At 61.5% G+C, this 17,288-nt stretch carries 18 protein-coding genes and 1 tRNA gene; 15 read left to right on the forward strand and 4 right to left on the reverse strand.

Annotation, left to right across the window (positions count from 1 at the left end; genetic code table 11):
* Nucleotides 1–5: 5 nt before the first annotated feature.
* The 8 genes from scpB to AC1DLT_RS27680 all read left to right on the forward strand — a co-directional run bounded on the left by scpB (nt 6) and on the right by AC1DLT_RS27680 (nt 7,377).
* Nucleotides 6–698, forward strand: a complete 693-nt coding sequence (gene scpB, locus AC1DLT_RS27645; RefSeq protein WP_080719274.1) for an SMC-Scp complex subunit ScpB — start codon at nt 6–8, stop codon at nt 696–698.
* Between the two features lie 359 nt (nt 699–1,057).
* A complete protein-coding gene (locus AC1DLT_RS27650; RefSeq protein WP_038542389.1) occupies nt 1,058–1,282 on the forward strand; it encodes a twin-arginine translocase TatA/TatE family subunit in 225 nt (74 codons plus the stop codon).
* Between the two features lie 33 nt (nt 1,283–1,315).
* Nucleotides 1,316–2,032 (forward strand): Sec-independent protein translocase protein TatB, encoded by a 717-nt coding sequence (tatB, locus tag AC1DLT_RS27655; RefSeq protein WP_038542390.1) that lies wholly within the window; start codon nt 1,316–1,318, stop codon nt 2,030–2,032.
* On the forward strand, nt 2,029–2,853 hold the full coding sequence (tatC, locus tag AC1DLT_RS27660) for a twin-arginine translocase subunit TatC (protein ID WP_038542392.1): 825 nt from the start codon (nt 2,029–2,031) through the stop codon (nt 2,851–2,853). Before tatB ends, tatC begins: the two co-directional genes overlap by 4 nt.
* A gap of 55 nt (nt 2,854–2,908) precedes the next feature.
* Nucleotides 2,909–4,192, forward strand: a complete 1,284-nt coding sequence (gene serS, locus AC1DLT_RS27665; RefSeq protein WP_038542394.1) for a serine--tRNA ligase — start codon at nt 2,909–2,911, stop codon at nt 4,190–4,192.
* Nucleotides 4,192–4,962, forward strand: coding sequence for a 5'/3'-nucleotidase SurE (surE, locus tag AC1DLT_RS27670; RefSeq protein WP_477488857.1), 771 nt, complete (start codon nt 4,192–4,194; stop codon nt 4,960–4,962). The genes serS and surE overlap by 1 nt, the downstream gene beginning before the upstream one ends.
* Before the next feature lie 8 nt (nt 4,963–4,970).
* A complete protein-coding gene (locus tag AC1DLT_RS27675) occupies nt 4,971–5,609 on the forward strand; it encodes a protein-L-isoaspartate(D-aspartate) O-methyltransferase (protein WP_477488858.1) in 639 nt (212 codons plus the stop codon).
* Between the two features lie 148 nt (nt 5,610–5,757).
* Nucleotides 5,758–7,377, forward strand: coding sequence for a peptidoglycan DD-metalloendopeptidase family protein (locus tag AC1DLT_RS27680; protein WP_477488859.1), 1,620 nt, complete (start codon nt 5,758–5,760; stop codon nt 7,375–7,377).
* 73 nt (nt 7,378–7,450) lie between these two features.
* Here AC1DLT_RS27680 and AC1DLT_RS27685 read toward each other — a convergent pair whose 3' ends face one another.
* Entirely contained in the window at nt 7,451–8,323 is an 873-nt protein-coding gene (locus AC1DLT_RS27685) for an ATP-binding protein (RefSeq protein WP_477488860.1), read from the reverse strand.
* Between the two features lie 196 nt (nt 8,324–8,519).
* Between AC1DLT_RS27685 and yajC the strand changes: the two genes are divergently transcribed.
* The 4 genes from yajC to AC1DLT_RS27705 all read left to right on the forward strand — a co-directional run bounded on the left by yajC (nt 8,520) and on the right by AC1DLT_RS27705 (nt 10,806).
* Nucleotides 8,520–8,888, forward strand: a complete 369-nt coding sequence (gene yajC, locus AC1DLT_RS27690) for a preprotein translocase subunit YajC (protein ID WP_038542405.1) — start codon at nt 8,520–8,522, stop codon at nt 8,886–8,888.
* A 102-nt stretch (nt 8,889–8,990) separates the two neighbouring features.
* On the forward strand, nt 8,991–9,377 hold the full coding sequence (locus tag AC1DLT_RS27695; protein ID WP_477488861.1) for an Mth938-like domain-containing protein: 387 nt from the start codon (nt 8,991–8,993) through the stop codon (nt 9,375–9,377).
* Nucleotides 9,378–9,380: 3 nt separating this feature from the next.
* Complete coding sequence (locus AC1DLT_RS27700) at nt 9,381–10,235, forward strand: phytoene/squalene synthase family protein (RefSeq protein ID WP_477488862.1); 855 nt, start codon at nt 9,381–9,383, stop codon at nt 10,233–10,235.
* A gap of 118 nt (nt 10,236–10,353) precedes the next feature.
* A complete protein-coding gene (locus AC1DLT_RS27705; RefSeq protein ID WP_046668053.1) occupies nt 10,354–10,806 on the forward strand; it encodes a BRCT domain-containing protein in 453 nt (150 codons plus the stop codon).
* Here AC1DLT_RS27705 and trmFO read toward each other — a convergent pair.
* From trmFO to AC1DLT_RS27720, 3 genes are all read right to left on the reverse strand, one after another.
* Entirely contained in the window at nt 10,784–12,208 is a 1,425-nt protein-coding gene (trmFO, locus tag AC1DLT_RS27710; RefSeq protein ID WP_477488863.1) for a methylenetetrahydrofolate--tRNA-(uracil(54)-C(5))-methyltransferase (FADH(2)-oxidizing) TrmFO, read from the reverse strand. The genes AC1DLT_RS27705 and trmFO overlap by 23 nt on opposite strands.
* 147 nt (nt 12,209–12,355) lie before the next feature.
* On the reverse strand, nt 12,356–12,499 hold the full coding sequence (locus AC1DLT_RS27715) for a DUF1127 domain-containing protein (protein WP_007762204.1): 144 nt from the start codon (nt 12,497–12,499) through the stop codon (nt 12,356–12,358).
* A 249-nt stretch (nt 12,500–12,748) separates the two neighbouring features.
* The gene (locus tag AC1DLT_RS27720) at nt 12,749–12,895 is read right to left on the reverse strand and encodes a DUF1127 domain-containing protein (protein ID WP_065814773.1); all 147 of its coding nucleotides are present in this window, start codon (nt 12,893–12,895) and stop codon (nt 12,749–12,751) included.
* Between the two features lie 729 nt (nt 12,896–13,624).
* On the opposite strand from AC1DLT_RS27720, the gene AC1DLT_RS27725 reads away from it, so the two are divergent.
* The 3 genes from AC1DLT_RS27725 (at nt 13,625) to AC1DLT_RS27735 (ending at nt 17,073) form a co-directional block, all read left to right on the forward strand.
* Nucleotides 13,625–13,709 (forward strand) — tRNA-Leu (locus AC1DLT_RS27725).
* A 162-nt stretch (nt 13,710–13,871) separates the two neighbouring features.
* Nucleotides 13,872–15,368, forward strand: a complete 1,497-nt coding sequence (gene tig / locus AC1DLT_RS27730) for a trigger factor (RefSeq protein WP_477488864.1) — start codon at nt 13,872–13,874, stop codon at nt 15,366–15,368.
* A gap of 82 nt (nt 15,369–15,450) precedes the next feature.
* Nucleotides 15,451–17,073, forward strand: coding sequence for an ABC-F family ATP-binding cassette domain-containing protein (locus tag AC1DLT_RS27735; RefSeq protein ID WP_477488865.1), 1,623 nt, complete (start codon nt 15,451–15,453; stop codon nt 17,071–17,073).
* Nucleotides 17,074–17,288: the final 215 nt, after the last annotated feature.

Consider the following 17,288-nt stretch of genomic DNA (forward strand, 5'->3'; position numbering starts at 1 on the left):
ACGATCTGCCGATCGCTGACGAAGAGGAGGCCGAGCCCTCATCTTTTTCATTGGTGGAGGTCGAGCGGATCGCAGAAGCACTGGTTTTCGCTTCGTCCGAGCCGGTCTCGGAAGCGTTTCTGGCCGAACGGCTGCCGCGCGGCACCAATGTGAATGCCGTCATGCGGCGGTTGGTGGAGGTCTATGCGCCGCGCGGCGTCAATCTGATCCGGACCGGCGACCGCTGGGCCTTCCGTACTGCTGCCGATCTCTCCTTCGTCATTCACAAGGACGATAACGAGACGAAGAAGCTGTCGCGTGCGGCGCTCGAGGTTCTGGCCATCATCGCTTATCACCAGCCGGTCACCCGTGCCGAGATCGAAGAGATCCGCGGCGTCCAGACCTCCAGGGGAACGCTCGACGTGCTGATGGAAGCGGGCTGGGTTCGCTTCCGCGGCCGTCGCCGCACTCCGGGGCGGCCGGTCACGCTCGCCACGACACCTGATTTCCTCGATCATTTCGGCCTCGAGGAACTGCGTGATTTGCCTGGTCTCGAAGAATTGAAGGGCGCCGGCCTGCTTTCCGGTCGCATCCCGCCGGGCTTTGCGATACCCATCCCGCTCAATGTCGATGATCTTTCCGAGGACGAGGACCCGATCACGCAACTCGACCTTGAGGAACTCGGCCTGTTGACGCCGGGCGGTGAAGCAGAGGAATGAACCCATCTTTCTCTGAAGGCTTGGCTCAGCGGGTGCAAGCTATCGGAGAGGGTTCGGCCCGGAGCGCGTCGGTCTGTCGCACCATACGCAGAAACACCCGCATGCGCTCTCCGGCGAAGTGCAGCAGCGTGTGCATTTGACCGGTGATTGCCCCGCCAAGCCCGGGCTGCGACCGTTCCTTGGCGGTATTGAGTACCTGGCGTGTGTGTTCCCGGAGCTTTGGAACCGGCCCATGCCGGCGGTTTGCCAGCCACGGTAAACGACGTGTCGATAGCGGTGCCGTCCGAGGACATTTTGGTGTTTGAAAAAGCATCATAAAAAGCTTACATCGATGAAACGGTACTAATGGAGTTGGACTTATGGGTTCTTTCAGTGTGTGGCATTGGCTGATCGTTCTGGTCATCGTGCTCGTTCTCTTCGGACGCGGCAAGATTCCGGAACTGATGGGCGATTTCGCCAAGGGCATCAAGAGCTTCAAGAAGGGCATGAGCGACGAGGACGCCCCTGAGGCGAACGGCGCGACGACCACGACGAAGACCGTTGATCTCAAGGCTGAAGAGGCCAAGGAAACCAACCGGTCGTAATGTCCGAGTGGCGGGTTCCAGGAGCCTCATTGAATGTTTGATATCGGCTGGACCGAGCTTCTTGTCATAGCGATCGTGCTGATCGTCGTGGTTGGTCCCAAGGATTTGCCGCCCATGCTCAGGGCTTTTGGCAAGATGACGACCAATCTGCGCAAGATGGCCGGCGATTTTCGCGCGCAATTCGATGAAGCGCTGAAGGAGTCGGAACTCGATGACGTGCGCAAGACGATTTCGGATGCGCAGCGGCTGAACCCGACGAATGCGCTGAGGGACGCGATCAACCCGCTCCGGCAGATGGGGCAGGAAATCCGCGCCGACCTGCAGAAGGCGACGCAGCTGCCGACGGCGGGGCTAAGCCAGACCGATGCCGAGGCTCAGCAGGCTGTCGAGGGCACGTCGCCCGTCGATGCGGCTCCCGAGATCCCGGCAAACTTCCCGACCGCGACGCCGACGTCGACAGTGCCGCCGGTTACCACCGCTCCGGCACAGTCCGTGCCGGCCGCGGCGGAGGCTGTGGCAGCTATTACCGAAAAGCCGAAACCGGTCCGCAAGACCGCCGCCAAGGCGAAGCCGGTTCCCGAGGCCACTGAAGCTCCTGCCGCCTCGGCCGCTATTGTCGAAAAACCGAAGCGCAGCCGCGCGGCGCCCAAGCCGGCGCCCGTGACCCAAGCTGTGGAAGAGGCGGTCGTCAAGGCTCCGGCCCGCAAGCGCACGCCGAAGAAGGCCGATACTCCGAAGGACGACGCATGAGCGGTGACATCGAAGACAAGCCGCAGCCGCTCATCGAGCATCTGATGGAGCTGCGCACGAGGCTGATCTGGTCGATCGGCGCGTTTTTCGTCGCCTTCGTCGTTTGCTTTTTCTTCGCCAAGCAGCTCTTCAACCTGCTCGTGGTCCCTTATAAGTGGGCGGTTCTCTGGGCCCATCTCGATCTTGCCAAGTCCGAACTGATCTATACCGCGCCGCAGGAATTCTTCTTCACGCAGGTGAAGGTGGCGATGTTCGGCGCGCTGGTGATTGCCTTCCCGGTGATCGCCTCGCAGATCTACAAGTTCGTGGCACCGGGTCTCTACAAGAACGAACGGGCGGCTTTCCTGCCGTTCCTGATCGCTTCGCCGATCCTCTTCCTGATGGGCGGCGCTCTGGTCTATTTCTTCTTCACTCCCATGGTCATGTGGTTCTTCCTTGCCATGCAGCAGGCGCCGACCGAAGGCGAAGTCGGCATTTCACTTCTGCCGCGGGTCTCGGAATATCTGAGCCTGATCATGACGTTGGTCCTGTCCTTTGGACTGGTGTTCCAGCTTCCGGTGATTACCACGCTGCTGGCCCGTGTCGGCATTCTGACCAGCGATTGGCTGCGGCAGAAACGCAAATATGCGATCGTGCTTGCCTTCATCGTTGCCGCCGTGCTGACGCCACCTGATCCGATGTCCCAGATCGGCCTTGCACTGCCGACCATCCTTCTCTACGAGATTTCCATCTACGCCGCACGACTCGTCGAGCGTAAACGTGCCGAGGAAAAGCTTTCGGAGCAGGAATCTTCGGATGTTGCGGAGACGGACAAGGCCTGAAGCCTTCCGGCCTGCCTTGCGAGTCCGCGGCGTTCCGCTCTAAAGGCAAGGCAAGATGCTCGATATCAAGTGGATCCGTGAAAACGAAGGGGCTTTGGATGCAGCGCTGAACAAGCGTGGCGCAGAGCCCATGGCGGCAACCCTCCTGGCGCTGGACGACACGCGTCGTTCCGTCATCCAGAAGCTTCAGGACATGCAGTCCCGCCGCAACGCCGCTTCCAAGGAGATCGGCATTGCGCTCGGGCAGAAGAATTCCGAGCTTGCCGAAAAGCTGAAGGCAGAGGTCGCCGTCATCAAGGACACGATGCCGGTTGCCGAGCAGGAAGAGCGCGAGGCCGTCGCGGCGCTCGAAGACGCACTGTCGCGTATCCCGAACATCCCGTTTGACGACGTACCGGTCGGCAAGGACGAGCACGATAACGTGGTCAAGCACGTCATCGGCGAAAAGCCGCGCTGGAACCATGCGGCCAAGGAGCACTACGAGATCGGCGAAGCGCTCGGAATGATGGATTTCGAACGCGCTACGAAGCTTTCCGGTTCGCGCTTCACGGTCCTGACCGGCCAGCTCGCCAGGCTCGAACGGGCTCTCGGCCAGTTCATGATCGACATGCACACGACCGAGCATGGTTATACGGAAGTCTCCTCGCCGCTGATGGTGAAGGGCGACGCCATGTATGGCACCGGCCAGCTGCCGAAGTTCGAGGAAGACCTCTTCAAGACGACGGATGGCCGCTACCTGATCCCGACGGCTGAAGTGACGCTCACCAACCTCGTTTCCGGGGAAATCCTGGAACAGGAAAAGCTGCCGCTGCGCTTCACGGCCTTGACGCCATCTTTCCGCTCGGAAGCCGGTTCCGCCGGCCGCGATACGCGCGGAATGCTGCGCCAGCACCAGTTCTGGAAGTGCGAACTCGTGTCGATTACCGATCAGGAATCGTCGATCGCCGAGCACGAGCGAATGACCGAATGCGCCGAGAATATGCTGAAGCGCCTCGGCCTGCATTTCCGCACCATGACGCTCTGCACCGGCGATATGGGTTTTGGCGCACGCAAGACTTATGACATCGAGGTCTGGCTGCCGGGCCAGGATACCTACCGCGAAATCTCGTCCTGCTCCGTCTGCGGCGATTTCCAGGGGCGTCGCATGAACGCGCGCTATCGGTCCAAGGACGACAAGGCGCTGAAGTTCGTTCACACGCTGAACGGCTCTGGTGTCGCGGTCGGCCGCTGCCTGATCGCGGTCATGGAAAATTACCTGAACGAGGACGGTTCGGTCACAATTCCGGACGCGCTCCTGCCGTATATGGGTGGCCTGACCAAGATCGAGCGGGCGGCCTGATGCGGATACTTCTGACCAACGATGATGGCATTCATGCCGAAGGCCTCGCCGTTCTCGAACGAATTGCCAGACAGCTTTCGGATGACGTCTGGATCGTTGCGCCGGAGACCGACCAGAGCGGTCTTGCCCATTCGCTGACGCTTTCCGAACCGCTCCGTCTGCGCAAGGTTGGCGACAAGCACTTTGCGCTGCGCGGCACGCCGACCGACTGCGTCATCATGGGCATCCGCGAAATCCTGCCCGAGAAGCCGGATCTGGTGCTTTCCGGCGTCAACGACGGCGCCAACATGGCCGATGACGTTACCTATTCCGGCACCATTGCCGGCGCGATCGAAGGCACGCTCCAGGGCGTGCGCTCGTTTTCGCTGAGCCAGGCAGTGCGTCGCGAGAACGGTCGTTATGCGCCTTGGGAAGTCGCCGAATCCTATGCACCGGACCTCATTCGCAAACTGATCGACGTGGACCTGCCCGACGGCACCTTCCTCAATCTCAACTTCCCGAACTGCGAGCCCAGCGAGGTGCAGGGCGTCGAGGTGACGTCGCAGGGCAAACTCGATTTCGGCCTGACGATCGACGCCCGCAACGACGGCCGCGGTCTGCCCTATTACTGGCTGCGATTCGGCGAACGGAAGGGGCATTTCCGCGAGGGCACCGATATTCAGGCGCTCAAGGAAAACAAGATTTCCGTGACGCCGCTGAAACTGGACCTGACCGATCATTCGGTTCAGGATCGTGTGGCGAAAGCACTGGGATTCGGAGCTGCCGATTGAAATCGGGCATGGTCGAAAAAGAAGGTTTTGCCGCGCTCGTGCTGCGCCTCAGGTCGGAAGGCATTTCCGACCTCGATCTGCTGACCGCTGTTGAACAGACGCAGCGGTCGCAGTTTGTGCCGCCGCCGCTTGCCGAAGATGCCTATTCCAGCCGCACGGTGCCGATCGATTGCGGATCCTTCATGGAAGGCGCCGATCTCGCCGTCCGGTTGCTGCATCGCCTCCAGGTCAAGCCTGGGCACAGGGTGCTCGAAATCGGCACGGGCAGCGGCTTCACCGCCGCCGTTATGGCCCGGATCGCCGAGCGGGTGCTGACCGTCGAGCGCTACCGCACCCTGGTTACCGCCGCCCAGGGCCGCATGGATGCACTGGGGCTGCGCAATGTCGTCGTGCGCCAGGCGGACGGCGGCAACGGCATGCCCGGCGAGGGCACGTTCGACCGCATTTTCGTCACGGCAGCCTTTCCGTCACTGCCGCGATTCTATGCCGAGCAACTGACCCACGGCGGTTCTATGCTCGCTCCGCTGATGGATGGCGAGGCGTGCATGATGGTGCGCCTGACCAAGACCGGCAGCCGATTCGAGCGCGAAGACCTGTTCCCGGTGCCTTTTCTGCCGATCGTTCCGCATATCGCCGCAGCGCTGTAGACGGTTTGGTTCCAGGCCATGCCGGCCTTCTGGCGGTCATGGTTATCAATTTCCCTAAAATTTTAAGACAATGCCTGCCCTTTAACAGTGCAGTAAGACTAACGCGCTTTAATGACTCTCACGATGGTGGCGTATCTGTAGGCGAGTCATGCGTATGAAGAGTTCTCCGAAGTTCGGAAAATCCGTAATCAAATTTGCTGTCGCGGCACTGCTTGCCAGCGCAGCGACAGGGTGCAGTTCGGACGCGACGCGTTTCTCGGGGCTCTTTTCGAAATCCGACAACATGACGACGGCGTCCATTCCGCAGCGGCAGGGAGGCGGGGCCTATGGCCAAGCGCCGACGCCGCAGGCCGATCTTGGATCCGGCCAGGCTCAGGCGTTGCCGCCAATTCCGCGGAACGACTACGGCTCGCGCAACACCGCCATGGCTCAACCGTATCCCGGTAATTCCGGCGGTTATACCTCGCCGGCGCGCACCGCATCCGCTCCCGTCGCCGTCCAGCGCTCCGAACTCGCGGCCCCGACCGGCGCCGCGGCGCAGCGTAACACCGCACCGATGGCCCGTGATCCGGCGAACCGCCAGGAAGCGCTCGCTCAGCCGTTCCCCGGTCGTCAACCGGCCGCCCACACGCTTGTCGCTCCGTCTCCATCGACGCTGAAGGCCGACAATGTCGTCACCGGCACGACCGCCAAGCCGATGTCCGGCTGGTCCACGGTCAATGCGCCGAAGGTAACGCTGAGGCCCGGTGAAACGGTTTCGACGCTTTCCAAGCGTTACGGCGTTCCGGAAAAGGAAATCCTGAAGGCCAATGGCGGCGCCGTCGCTCCCGGCCAGTCTGTCCTTATCCCGACCTTCGGCACGGCGCAGAATTCGGCGAAGAATGCCGCCGGCACGATCGACCTCCAGAACAAGGCTCCGACGCCAGCCCGCGAGCCCGAGCAGAAACTCGCGGTTCTGCCGACCCCGGCGCGCGACAAGGCGATGGCCGAACCCGCCAAGCTGACGCCTCCGGGCGGCAAGCCGGTTGGCGGTACGTATGTGGTCAAGCCGGGTGACACGATCAATAAGATCGCCCGCGAGACCGGCACGCCGATCGATCAGCTGAAAGCCGCCAACAACCTGACCTCCGGCGGCGTCCGGATCGGGCAAACTCTCAAGGTCGCCAACGGCGTTGCGGCTCCTGTCGCCGATCCGGTCAAGACCGCGTCCATTCCGCAGAAGCAGGCTGAAAAGGCGGTAGCCGCGGCACCGAAGCCGGCTGCTCCTGCCACGGCCCAGGTCGCTCAGATTGCTGTGGCGCCTGCCGCTGCCAAGGCCGCGGTCGACGGCGCCTCCGTCGCCGACGTCGAGAAGAAGTCGGACACCGCCTCAGTGGCGCCGCAGTCCACCGGCATCGGCAAGTATCGCTGGCCGGTCAATGGTGCGGTCATCGCCGGCTACGGCCAGAACGTCGACGGCAACCGCAATGACGGCATCGACATTTCGGTTCCGGAGGGTACCCCGATCAAGGCTGCCGAAAACGGTGTGGTCATCTATGCGGGCAACGGCCTGAAGCAGCTCGGCAACACGGTTCTCGTCCGTCATGACGACGGCAAGGTCACCGTCTACGGCCACGCCGGCAGCATCAACGTCACACGCGGGCAGAAGATCACCCGCGGCCAGACGGTCGCCGCCTCCGGCATGAGCGGCGACGCCAAGCGCCCGCAGGTCCACTTCGAAGTCCGCAAGGACGCGACCCCGGTCAACCCGATTACCTTCCTTGAATAAGTAGTGCGTTTCAGGGGACGGAGAAAAGCCCGGCAGTGCCGGGCTTTTTGCGTTCTCAGTGCTTTTTCAGGTTTCAATCTCGGGAAAGCGGTTTCCGCAGCCGCCCGGCAAGATCCTGGATATATTGCCAGGCGACACGGCCCGAGCGCCCGCCGCGGGTGGTCGCCCATTCGAGCGCCTCGTGATGCAGGGTCTCCCGGTCAAGGCCGAGCTCGAAATGTTCGGCATAACCATCGATCATCTTCAGGTAGTCGTCCTGGCTGCACTTGTGGAAACCGAGCCACAGGCCGAAACGATCCGACAGCGACACCTTTTCCTCGACTGCCTCGGATGGATTGATCGCCGTCGACTGCTCGTTCTCCATCATGTGGCGCGGCAGGAGATGGCGGCGGTTGGAGGTCGCATAGAACAGAACATTGTCCGGCCGGCCTTCGATGCCGCCGTCGAGTGCCGCCTTCAGCGACTTGTAGGCGGTGTCGTCGTGGTCGAAGGAGAGGTCGTCGCAGAAAACGATGACGCGCTGGCCGGAAGCCTCGAGGATATCGAGCAGGGCTGGGAGCGAGGCGATATCCTCGCGATGCACCTCGACGAGTTTCAGCGAGATCCCGGTCGCTGCGCGCACGTCCTCGTGCACGGCTTTGACCAGCGACGATTTGCCCATGCCGCGAGCGCCCCACAGCAGCACGTTGTTGGCGGCAAAGCCTTCCGCGAACCGCAGGGTGTTTTCGTGAAGAATGTCACGCACGTGGTCGACGCCGCGGATCAGCGTCAGGGCGACCCGGTTCGGACGCGGCACCGGCTGCAGGCGCTGGTTTGCCGGGATCCAGACGAAGCAGTCGGCGGCGTTCCAGTCGTTGACGGCGGGCGGAGGGCCGGCAAGCCGTTCCAGCGCATCCGCAAGCCTGCGGACCTCAGTCAGGATCAGGGTGTTGAAGTCGTCGCTCATGGTGTTTCTCCGGTCGTATCGGCCAGTTTTTGAGCCTTTTCGCTGCGGTAACATGCTCGTTGGGGCATCAAAAGCCTGAGAGCCGCGAATTCGGTACGCCGGCCGGCGTGTTTCTGTTGCATTCCGGCCTATCGCAACTATATTCCGGCGGCTTGAAACGGGGGCCCGGGGCCTCCGGTAATCTTAGGAGTTTTCGATGTTCATTACCGAAGCATTCGCCCAGGCCCCAGCCGCAGCACCGGGAGCTTCCGCGTTCGGCTCCGGCCTTGAGATGCTCTTCCTCTTCGCGCCTCTGATGGTGGTCTGGTATTTCTTTCTGATCCGTCCGCAGCGCGCCACTGCCAAGAAGCGCCAGGAAACGCTGTCCAACGTCCGCCGCGGCGACCAGGTCGTTCTCGGCGGCGGCATCACCGGCAAGGTGACCAAGGTTATCGACGATGCCGAAGTGGAAGTCGAAATCGCCGAAGGCGTGAAGATCCGCGCCATGCGCGCCTATATTGCCGAAGTCCGCGTCAAGGGCGAGCCGGTCAAGACCGAACCGGCGAAGACCGGAACGGCTTCCTGAACGTTATCGCCGATGCAAGGGCCCTGTCTGCTGCAGGGCCTTGGATCCAAAGAGCCGGGCCCATCATCCGGCTCGTAACCTTTTCAAGAAAGCTTGCGGCCCATGGCGAAAGGCATCGAAATCCGCGACGCCCATTTTCCCGGTCGTGCTCCGATCGACGCTTATGGCAATGGCGGTTTCCGTTTTGCAGACATGTCGCATCGCGGCTCGCTGCTCTGCCTTCCCTCGGGTGTCCACGGCTGGGAACTGCGGGAAGGTGAACCGCTGACGGTCGCCTCCCTGATGAAGGTGCTCGCCGAATCGAACGAGATCGAGGTGTTGCTCGTCGGCATGGGTGCCAACCTCAAGCCCATTCCGGCGGATGTGAAAGCGGCGTTGAAAGCCAAGGGCATCGCCTCCGATCCGATGAGCACCGGTGCTGCCGTGCGCACGTTCAACATCATGCTCGCCGAATCGCGCGCCGTCGCCGCAGCTTTGATTGCCGTCTGACAGATGGCCGATCCAGCCAGACAGGACGGCGACATCTGCCTTGCAACGCTCAGGGATACGGACCGCGACCGTTATCTCGCCTGCCTCCTGTCGCCGGAAGACAAGCGCGGCGCACTTGCGGCCCTTTATGCCTTCAACGCCGAGATCGCCCGCGTCCGCGACGTGGTGCGTGAACCGCTTCCCGGCGAAATCCGCCTGCAATGGTGGCGCGACCTCCTCGAAGGCGGCGCTCACGGCGACAGCACCGCCAACCCCATCGCCGCCGGCCTGCTTGAGGCGATCGAGACCTATCGCCTGCCGCGCCAGACGCTCGTCGACATGATAGAGGCGCGCATCTTCGACCTCTACGACGATCCGTTGGCCGACCGGAATGCGCTCGAAGGATATGCCGGCGAGACCGCTTCGGCGGTAATCCAGCTCGCGAGCCTGATTCTCTCTCCCACCGATGCGGCAAAATCTGCCGAGGCGGCAGGACATGCGGGTGTCGCCCAGTCGATCGCCGGTTTCCTGCTGCTGATGCCAATCCATCGACGTCGTCATCAGCTTTATCTGCCGCTCGATATCCTCTCGGCGACCGGGCTCGACCGTGATACATTCCTGCGCGGCGAGGATAGGTCGCGCATTTCTGTGGCGATCGAGGCCTTTGCCGGCCTTGGATTGGAACATCTTGCCAAGGCCAGAAAGTCGGGAACCGTCCCGTCCGCCGTCTTTCCGGCCTATCTGCCTGTGGCGCTTGCCGAACCGGTGCTGCGCCGGGCAGTGCGTGCAGGTGCGTCGGTGCTCGACTCGGCCCTGCAACTGCCGCAGTGGCGGCGCCAATTGCGGCTCATGAAGGCCTCCGTCACCAGGCGCTTTTGATGGACGTCAAATTCGCGCAAGGCTCGCCGGCTAAGGAACGAAGCACAAATCCGGCGCCATCATAAGGAGAAGCGGTGTGAGCCCCGTTGTCGTCTGGTCGATCATCTTCGTACTCCTCATGGCGCTTGCCTATTACGTCACGCGAATGTCCGGCAAGGACAGGGACAAGGACGGCAACCTGCATGACACGGGGATGGCAATCCTCGAGTTCGGCCGGGCCTTTCCCAATGAGGCCATCCGCAGCCTGCACGTGACGGCTAAGGGCGACGCCATCTTCGTGCGGCTGCATGACAACAAGGCCGGCTTCATGCGCAGCCACCGCAATCACTACGCCTGCTTTCTGATCGAGCCCGGCCGAGTCCGCGTGACCCCATTGCCGAACGCCAAGGGGTTCACCGTCGAATTTCTGGACGCATCGACGCAGAACGGCACCTATCTCTTCTCGACGGAAAAGGAGGCAGCCGAAGTGGCCCTTTGGCTGCTCGACAACTATGTCAGCGTTGCCGATCGCGATCTGGAGGAAAAGCCGGGGACGCCTTCCGGGGATGTCAGCCCCGACCGAGCCAACTAGCGCAATCCTGAAGCGCGCGGGCAGAGAGCAGCTGCCGCTTCATCACCGTCTTGTCCTTACCGCGGAAACGCTTGACGCCCTCCGGCTTGACGATCGATCCCGGCTCCAGCTCAGGAAACAGCCCGAAGTTGACGTTCATCGGCTGGAACGAGCGTTTGCCCGGCTCGTCGTCCGAAACCAGATGTCCACCGGTGATATGGCCGAGCAACGAGCCTAGAGCGGTCGTCGCAGGCGGTGCGGGGAGCGTTTCGCCCCTGCGTTCGGCAGCCGCGAAACGGCCGGCGAGAAGTCCGATCGCCGCACTTTCCACATACCCTTCGCAGCCGGTGATCTGGCCGGCGAATCGCAGGCCCGGCCGGCTTTTCAGCGTCAGGCTCCTGTCGAGAAGAACGGGCGAGTGGATGTAGGTGTTGCGGTGCAGGCCGCCGAGCCTTGCAAATTCGGCATTCTGCAGGCCGGGAATCATCCGGAAAATATCGGCCTGGGCGCCGTATTTCAGCTTCGTCTGGAAGCCGACCATGTTGTAGAGCGTGCCGAGCGCATTGTCCTGCCGGAGCTGCACGACCGCATAGGCCTTGACCGTCGGGTTGTGGGAATTGGTGAGACCCATCGGCTTCATCGGCCCGTGACGCAGCGTTTCGCGGCCGCGTTCGGCCATCACTTCGATCGGCAGGCAGCCGTCGAAATAGGGCGTGCCTTCCCATTCCTTGAAACCGACCGAGTCGCCGGCGATCAGCGCGTCGACGAAGGCGTTGTATTGCGCCTCGTCCATCGGGCAATTGATATAGTCCTTACCGGTACCGCCGGGACCGACCTTGTCGTAGCGCGACTGGTACCAGCAGATGTCCATGTCAATCGAATCACGGTGCACGATCGGTGCGATGGCGTCGAAGAAGGCGAGTTGGTCCTCGCCTGTCTCCGCCTGGATCGCGGCTGCCAGCGCCGGCGAGGTCAGGGGCCCGGTGGCAATGATCGCCAGATCCCATTCCTTTGGCGGCAGGCCTTGGATCTCCTCGCGCACGACGGTGATGAGCGGGTGTTTTTCGATCGCTTCGGTGACCGCGTCGGAAAATCCGTCGCGATCGACGGCAAGCGCCCCGCCGGCCGGTACCTGATGTCTGTCGGCACATGCCATGATCAGTGAACCGGCAAGCCGCATCTCCGCATGGATGACGCCGACGGCATTCGCCGTCGCATCGTCCGAGCGGAAGGAATTCGAGCAGACGAGCTCGGCAAGTCCGTCCGTCTTGTGGGCGTCGGTGCCGCGCACGCCGCGCATCTCGTGGAGAATCACCGGGACGCCGGCCGAGGCGATCTGCCAGGCGGCTTCGGAACCTGCAAGGCCGCCGCCGACAACGTGGATGGCGGCAGGAGAGGTGGGGGAGGAAGAAATGTTGCTCATGGCCGGCTCATTATCACGCCATTTGCCGGACCGGAATCAAAAAGGCACCCGAAAAGGTGCCTTTGATACGTCCTTGGATGTCCTCTCGGACCGCTTGATCCTCGCCGCAAGGCCTCGAGCCGTGCGGGTCCGCCTGCGAGAAGCGGATTAGCGGAAAGAGCGAGCCGCGATGTGGCGGATGTCGTAGCGGGTCAGACCGATGTCGCTGAGGGCCTGGCTCGAAAGATTTCCAAGCTCATTCATCGTGCGGCGGTAGCTGATCCAGTTCTTGGCGATACGGATCGGGTTCATGGTTGTTTCCTCAAGATTTTTCCTGATGCTCTGTCGTCATCAGCGATGAGGGTCTTATACATCCGCACAATAAGAATGTGCAGTGCGAAAAATGTGCGACTGCCATGCAAATGTGCAGGGGATCGCCGAAGTTTGCGGCGGAGGCCAAAAATCAGGCAGATGCTTCAAGTGTGAAATTTCTATGAACAAAAAGAAAAGCGCCTCCGGGAGGAGGCGCTTTTGGATGGTGCAGCAATGTCTGCGCAAGGCTTAGAAGCCGACGGCGGTCCGTGCAACGCGGCGGATGTCGGCGCGGCCGATGCCGAGGTCGTTGAGCTCGCGGTCGCTCATGCGGCCGAGCTCGTTGACGGTTTCGCGGTACTTGCGCCAGGTGGTGAGCTTCTGTGCGATGTTCATGATCTTGTCCCTTTCTAGGCCCTTGCCAGCAGCCCGTTCGGCGCTGACTTCAATCTCATGAGCACCAATATATGCTGCGCTGCAAAAAGTAACAGCGCCTATTCGGAATGCCACCTATGCATCTGGCGCATTACGAGATCGTTTACCATGCACAAGTGAGGAAATGATGCGCGAGTTTTAGGCAGATCGCATGCTGCAGGACAAAAAATAACGCCCACCGGGGGAGGAGGTCCGGTGGGCGTCATTTGTAACGACTGGCGACTTGGGAGGAGGAGGATCGCCAGTCCCATCAAGCCCGCGCTGGGAGGAGGAGTGCGCGGCTCGAATTCCTATCACGAGAGACTTCCCGAGGGCATCTGCATCGTTCAGGGCGGGCGCCAAGCCGTCCAAACCAGAGAGACCGAAACCTTCAATCAATCTCTGTATTTGCATAATATGAGATTGCAGCGAAATTGTGCAGTGCAATATCCGTATGGATGACATGCGGTTATTGCATGGCTCACATCGCCGTTGATTCCAATGTACACATTAGAATTTAATAAAAAGTTAAATATCCCAATAATCGCTGGTTCGACCGGGGTGCGGCGGGAGCAAATTCGCCCATCCACCGCGGTTTCTCGGAGCTGCCAAAAAAGCGTCATTTTCCCTTTGCGTGCGCCGAAACGGGTGATATAGAGACGCGCGCTCCGGAAGGCCTTGTGCGACGAGGATTTTCGACGCGGCTGGGGCGCGGGTATGGTGAAATTGGTAGACACGCCAGATTTAGGTTCTGGTGCCGCAAGGCGTGGGAGTTCAAGTCTCTCTACCCGCACCAGAACCGCCCCGCATCAAAACCGCCAGGAGTGCGGTCCGAGCCGGTTCTGGCTAAAGGATCGGCGCTCCTTGAAGCCGCGGCCGGTCTCTCAAAGTTCCGGCGATGTGCTCATTGAAACCAACGGCTGTCTGAGCACCGCCGCCACGATATGAAGGTATGAAAATGCAGGTTACCGAAACGCTCGCTGAAGGGCTGAAGCGCGAAATCAAGGTCGTAATCCCCAAGCGGGATATGGAAGCGCAGCTGAACGTGCGCCTCGCCGACGCCAAGGACAAGGTCCGCATCAACGGTTTCCGTCCGGGCAAGGTGCCGATCGCTCATCTGAAGAAGATGTACGGCAAGTCGATCATGGCGGATCTCGTCAACGAGATCGTCCGCGAACGCCCGACCGAGATTCTCACCGACCGCGGCGAGAAGTCGGCGACCCAGCCGTCGGTCGCCATGACCGAGGATGAGAACGAAGCCGAAAGGATCTTGAACGCCGAGGTCGATTTCGAATTCACGCTCTCCTACGAAGTCATCCCGGACATCGAGCTGCAGCCGACCGACGGCCTTTCCGTCGTTCGTGAAGTCGTCGAAGTCACCGAAGACGAAGTCAACGAGCAGATCGAGAAGATCGCCGAGAGCGCCCGTACCTTCGAAACCAAGAGTGGCAAGGCCGCCGATGGCGACCGCGTTACCATGAACTATCTCGGCAAGGTCGATGGCGTTGCCTTCGACGGCGGTACCGCCGAAGATGCCGAACTGGTTCTCGGCTCCGGCCGCTTTATCCCAGGCTTCGAAGACCAACTGGTCGGCGTCAAGGCCGGTGAAGACAAGACCATCACCGTGACCTTCCCGGCCGAATATCCGGCTGCGAACCTCGCTGGCAAGGAAGCCACCTTCGACGTCACCGTCAAGGAAGTCGCCGCTCCGGCCGCTCTCGAGATCAACGACGAACTCGCCTCCAAGCTCGGCATCGAATCCGTCGACCGCCTCAAGGAGATTGTCCGCGGCCAGATCGAAAGCCAGTACGGCAGCGTCACCCGCCAGAAGGTCAAGCGTCAGATCCTTGATCAGCTCGACGGCATGTACCAGTTCGACACCCCGCAGGGCCTCGTCGACGCCGAGTTCGAAAACATCTGGCGTCAGATCAACACCGACCTGCAGCAGTCCGGCAAGACCTTCGAAGACGAAGAAACGACCGAGGAAGACGCGCGCGTCGAATACCGCAAGCTGGCTGAGCGTCGCGTTCGTCTCGGCCTCGTCCTCTCCGAAATCGGCGAACAGGCCGGCGTCGAAGTGACCGAGGAAGAAATGCAGCGCGCCCTTTATGCGCAGCTCCAGCAGTTCCCGGGCCAGCAGAAGGAAATCCTCGACTTCTTCCGCAACACCCCCGGCGCTTCCGCCTCCTTGCGCGCGCCGATCTTCGAAGAGAAGGTCGTCGACAAGCTGCTCTCCGAGATCAAGGTCACCGACAAGGTCGTGACCAAGGAAGAGCTGATGGCTGAAGACGAGGAAGGCTCGGAAGGCGCTGAAAAACCGGCCAAAAAGAAGGCCGCTCCGAAGAAGGCTGCAAAGGCCGAGGCTGCTGATGAAGCCGCCGAAGGCGAAGAAGCTGCCGCTCCGAAAAAGAAGGCTGCTCCGAAGAAGAAGGCCGCTGAAGACAGCGCCGAATAACCTTCGCATTGATTGATTAGAAAAGCCGGGTCGGCGACGACCCGGCTTTTTGTTGTGATGCAACCTCCCGAGTCCGCCATCCATGATCCGTATCGAAAACATCAGCAAATCGAACAGCCATCGCATCCTCTTCATCGAGGCGGCCGCGGCGCTGAACCGTGGCGAGAAGATTGGCCTCGTCGGGCCGAACGGCGCCGGCAAGACGACGCTCTTCCGGATGATCACCGGTTCGGAGGCGCCGGACGAGGGGCAGGTCAGCGTCGAGAAGAACGTCACGATCGGTTATTTCAACCAGGATGTCGGCGAGATGGCCGGTCGTAGCGCCGTCACCGAGGTGATGGACGGCGCCGGTCCGGTGAGCGTCGTCGCCGCCGAATTGCACGAACTCGAATCGGCGATGGTCGATCCGGACCGCCTGGACGAGATGGATCAGATCATCGAGCGTTACGGCGAGGTGCAGGCGCGCTACGAGGAGCTCGACGGCTACGGCCTCGAAGGCCGCGCCCGCGAAGTGCTTGCCGGCCTGAGCTTCACCCAGGAGATGATGGACGACGATGTCGGCAAGCTGTCCGGCGGCTGGAAGATGCGCGTGGCGCTCGCCCGCATCCTGCTGATGCGCCCGGACGTCATGCTGCTCGACGAACCGAGCAACCATCTCGACCTCGAAAGCTTGATCTGGCTCGAACAGTTTCTCAAGGGGTACGACGGCGCGCTGCTGATGACCTCGCATGACCGCGAATTCATGAACCGAATCGTTACCAAGATCATCGAGATCGACGGCGGATCGCTCACTACCTATTCCGGCGACTACGGCTTCTACGAGCAGCAGCGGGCCCAGAACGAAAAGCAGCAGCAGGCGCAGTTCGAGCGCCAGCAGGCGATGCTTGCCAAGGAGATCAAGTTCATCGAGCGCTTCAAGGCCCGTGCATCCCACGCGGCCCAGGTGCAGAGCCGGGTGAAGAAGCTCGACAAGATCGAGCGTGTAGAGCCGCCAAAACGCCGCCAGGCGGTCGCCTTCGAATTCCAGCCGGCGCCTCGTTCCGGTGAAGACGTGGTCAACATCAGGAATGTCGCCAAGCGATACGGTAGCCGCTCGATCTACGAAGGTCTCGACTTCATGGTAAAGCGGCGTGAGCGCTGGTGCATCATGGGCATCAACGGCGCCGGCAAGTCGACGCTGCTGAAGCTGGTGACGGGTTCGACTGAACCGGACGAAGGCAGCGTCTCGATCGGCGCCAGCGTCAAGATGGGCTATTTCGCCCAGCACGCCATGGATCTCCTCGACGGCGACCTGACCGTCTTCGAATGGCTGGAAGAACGGTTTCCGCGCGCGGGGCAGGGGTCGCTGCGGGCACTTTCCGGCTGCTTCGGCTTTTCAGGCGACGATGTCGAGAAGAAATGCCGGGTGTTGTCCGGCGGAGAGAAGGCCCGTCTGGTGATGGCCGCCATGCTGTTCGACCCGCCGAATTTCCTCGTCCTCGACGAGCCGACCAACCACCTGGACCTCGACACCAAGGAAATGCTGATCAAGGCGCTGTCGGAATACGAAGGCACGATGCTGTTCGTCAGCCACGACCGGCATTTCCTCGCCGAACTGTCGAATCGCGTGCTCGAACTGACGCCCGAGGGCATCCACCGCTATGACGGCGGTTATACGGAATATGTAGAACGCACCGGTTACGAGGCGCCGGGGCTGCGGAGCTAGGGAAGCCGATAGAGGCGGAGCGGCGTCGGCCCCTATCGCTTCTGGCTTTGGATTCCAGCTCCGGACGCTTTTGGTTCCAGAACTGCTCTACGCCGAATCTCAGTGAACGGAAGGGTGGGAAGTCAACTTTCCATTAGGAAGACCGTCGTAAGACGTCGTTTCGGCACGTCTGGCAAGGCCTCGGTTCGAAGGGGCTTGCCGCTAGGCCGGCCTGC

The organism is Neorhizobium sp. 05N33 (genome assembly GCF_056397445.1).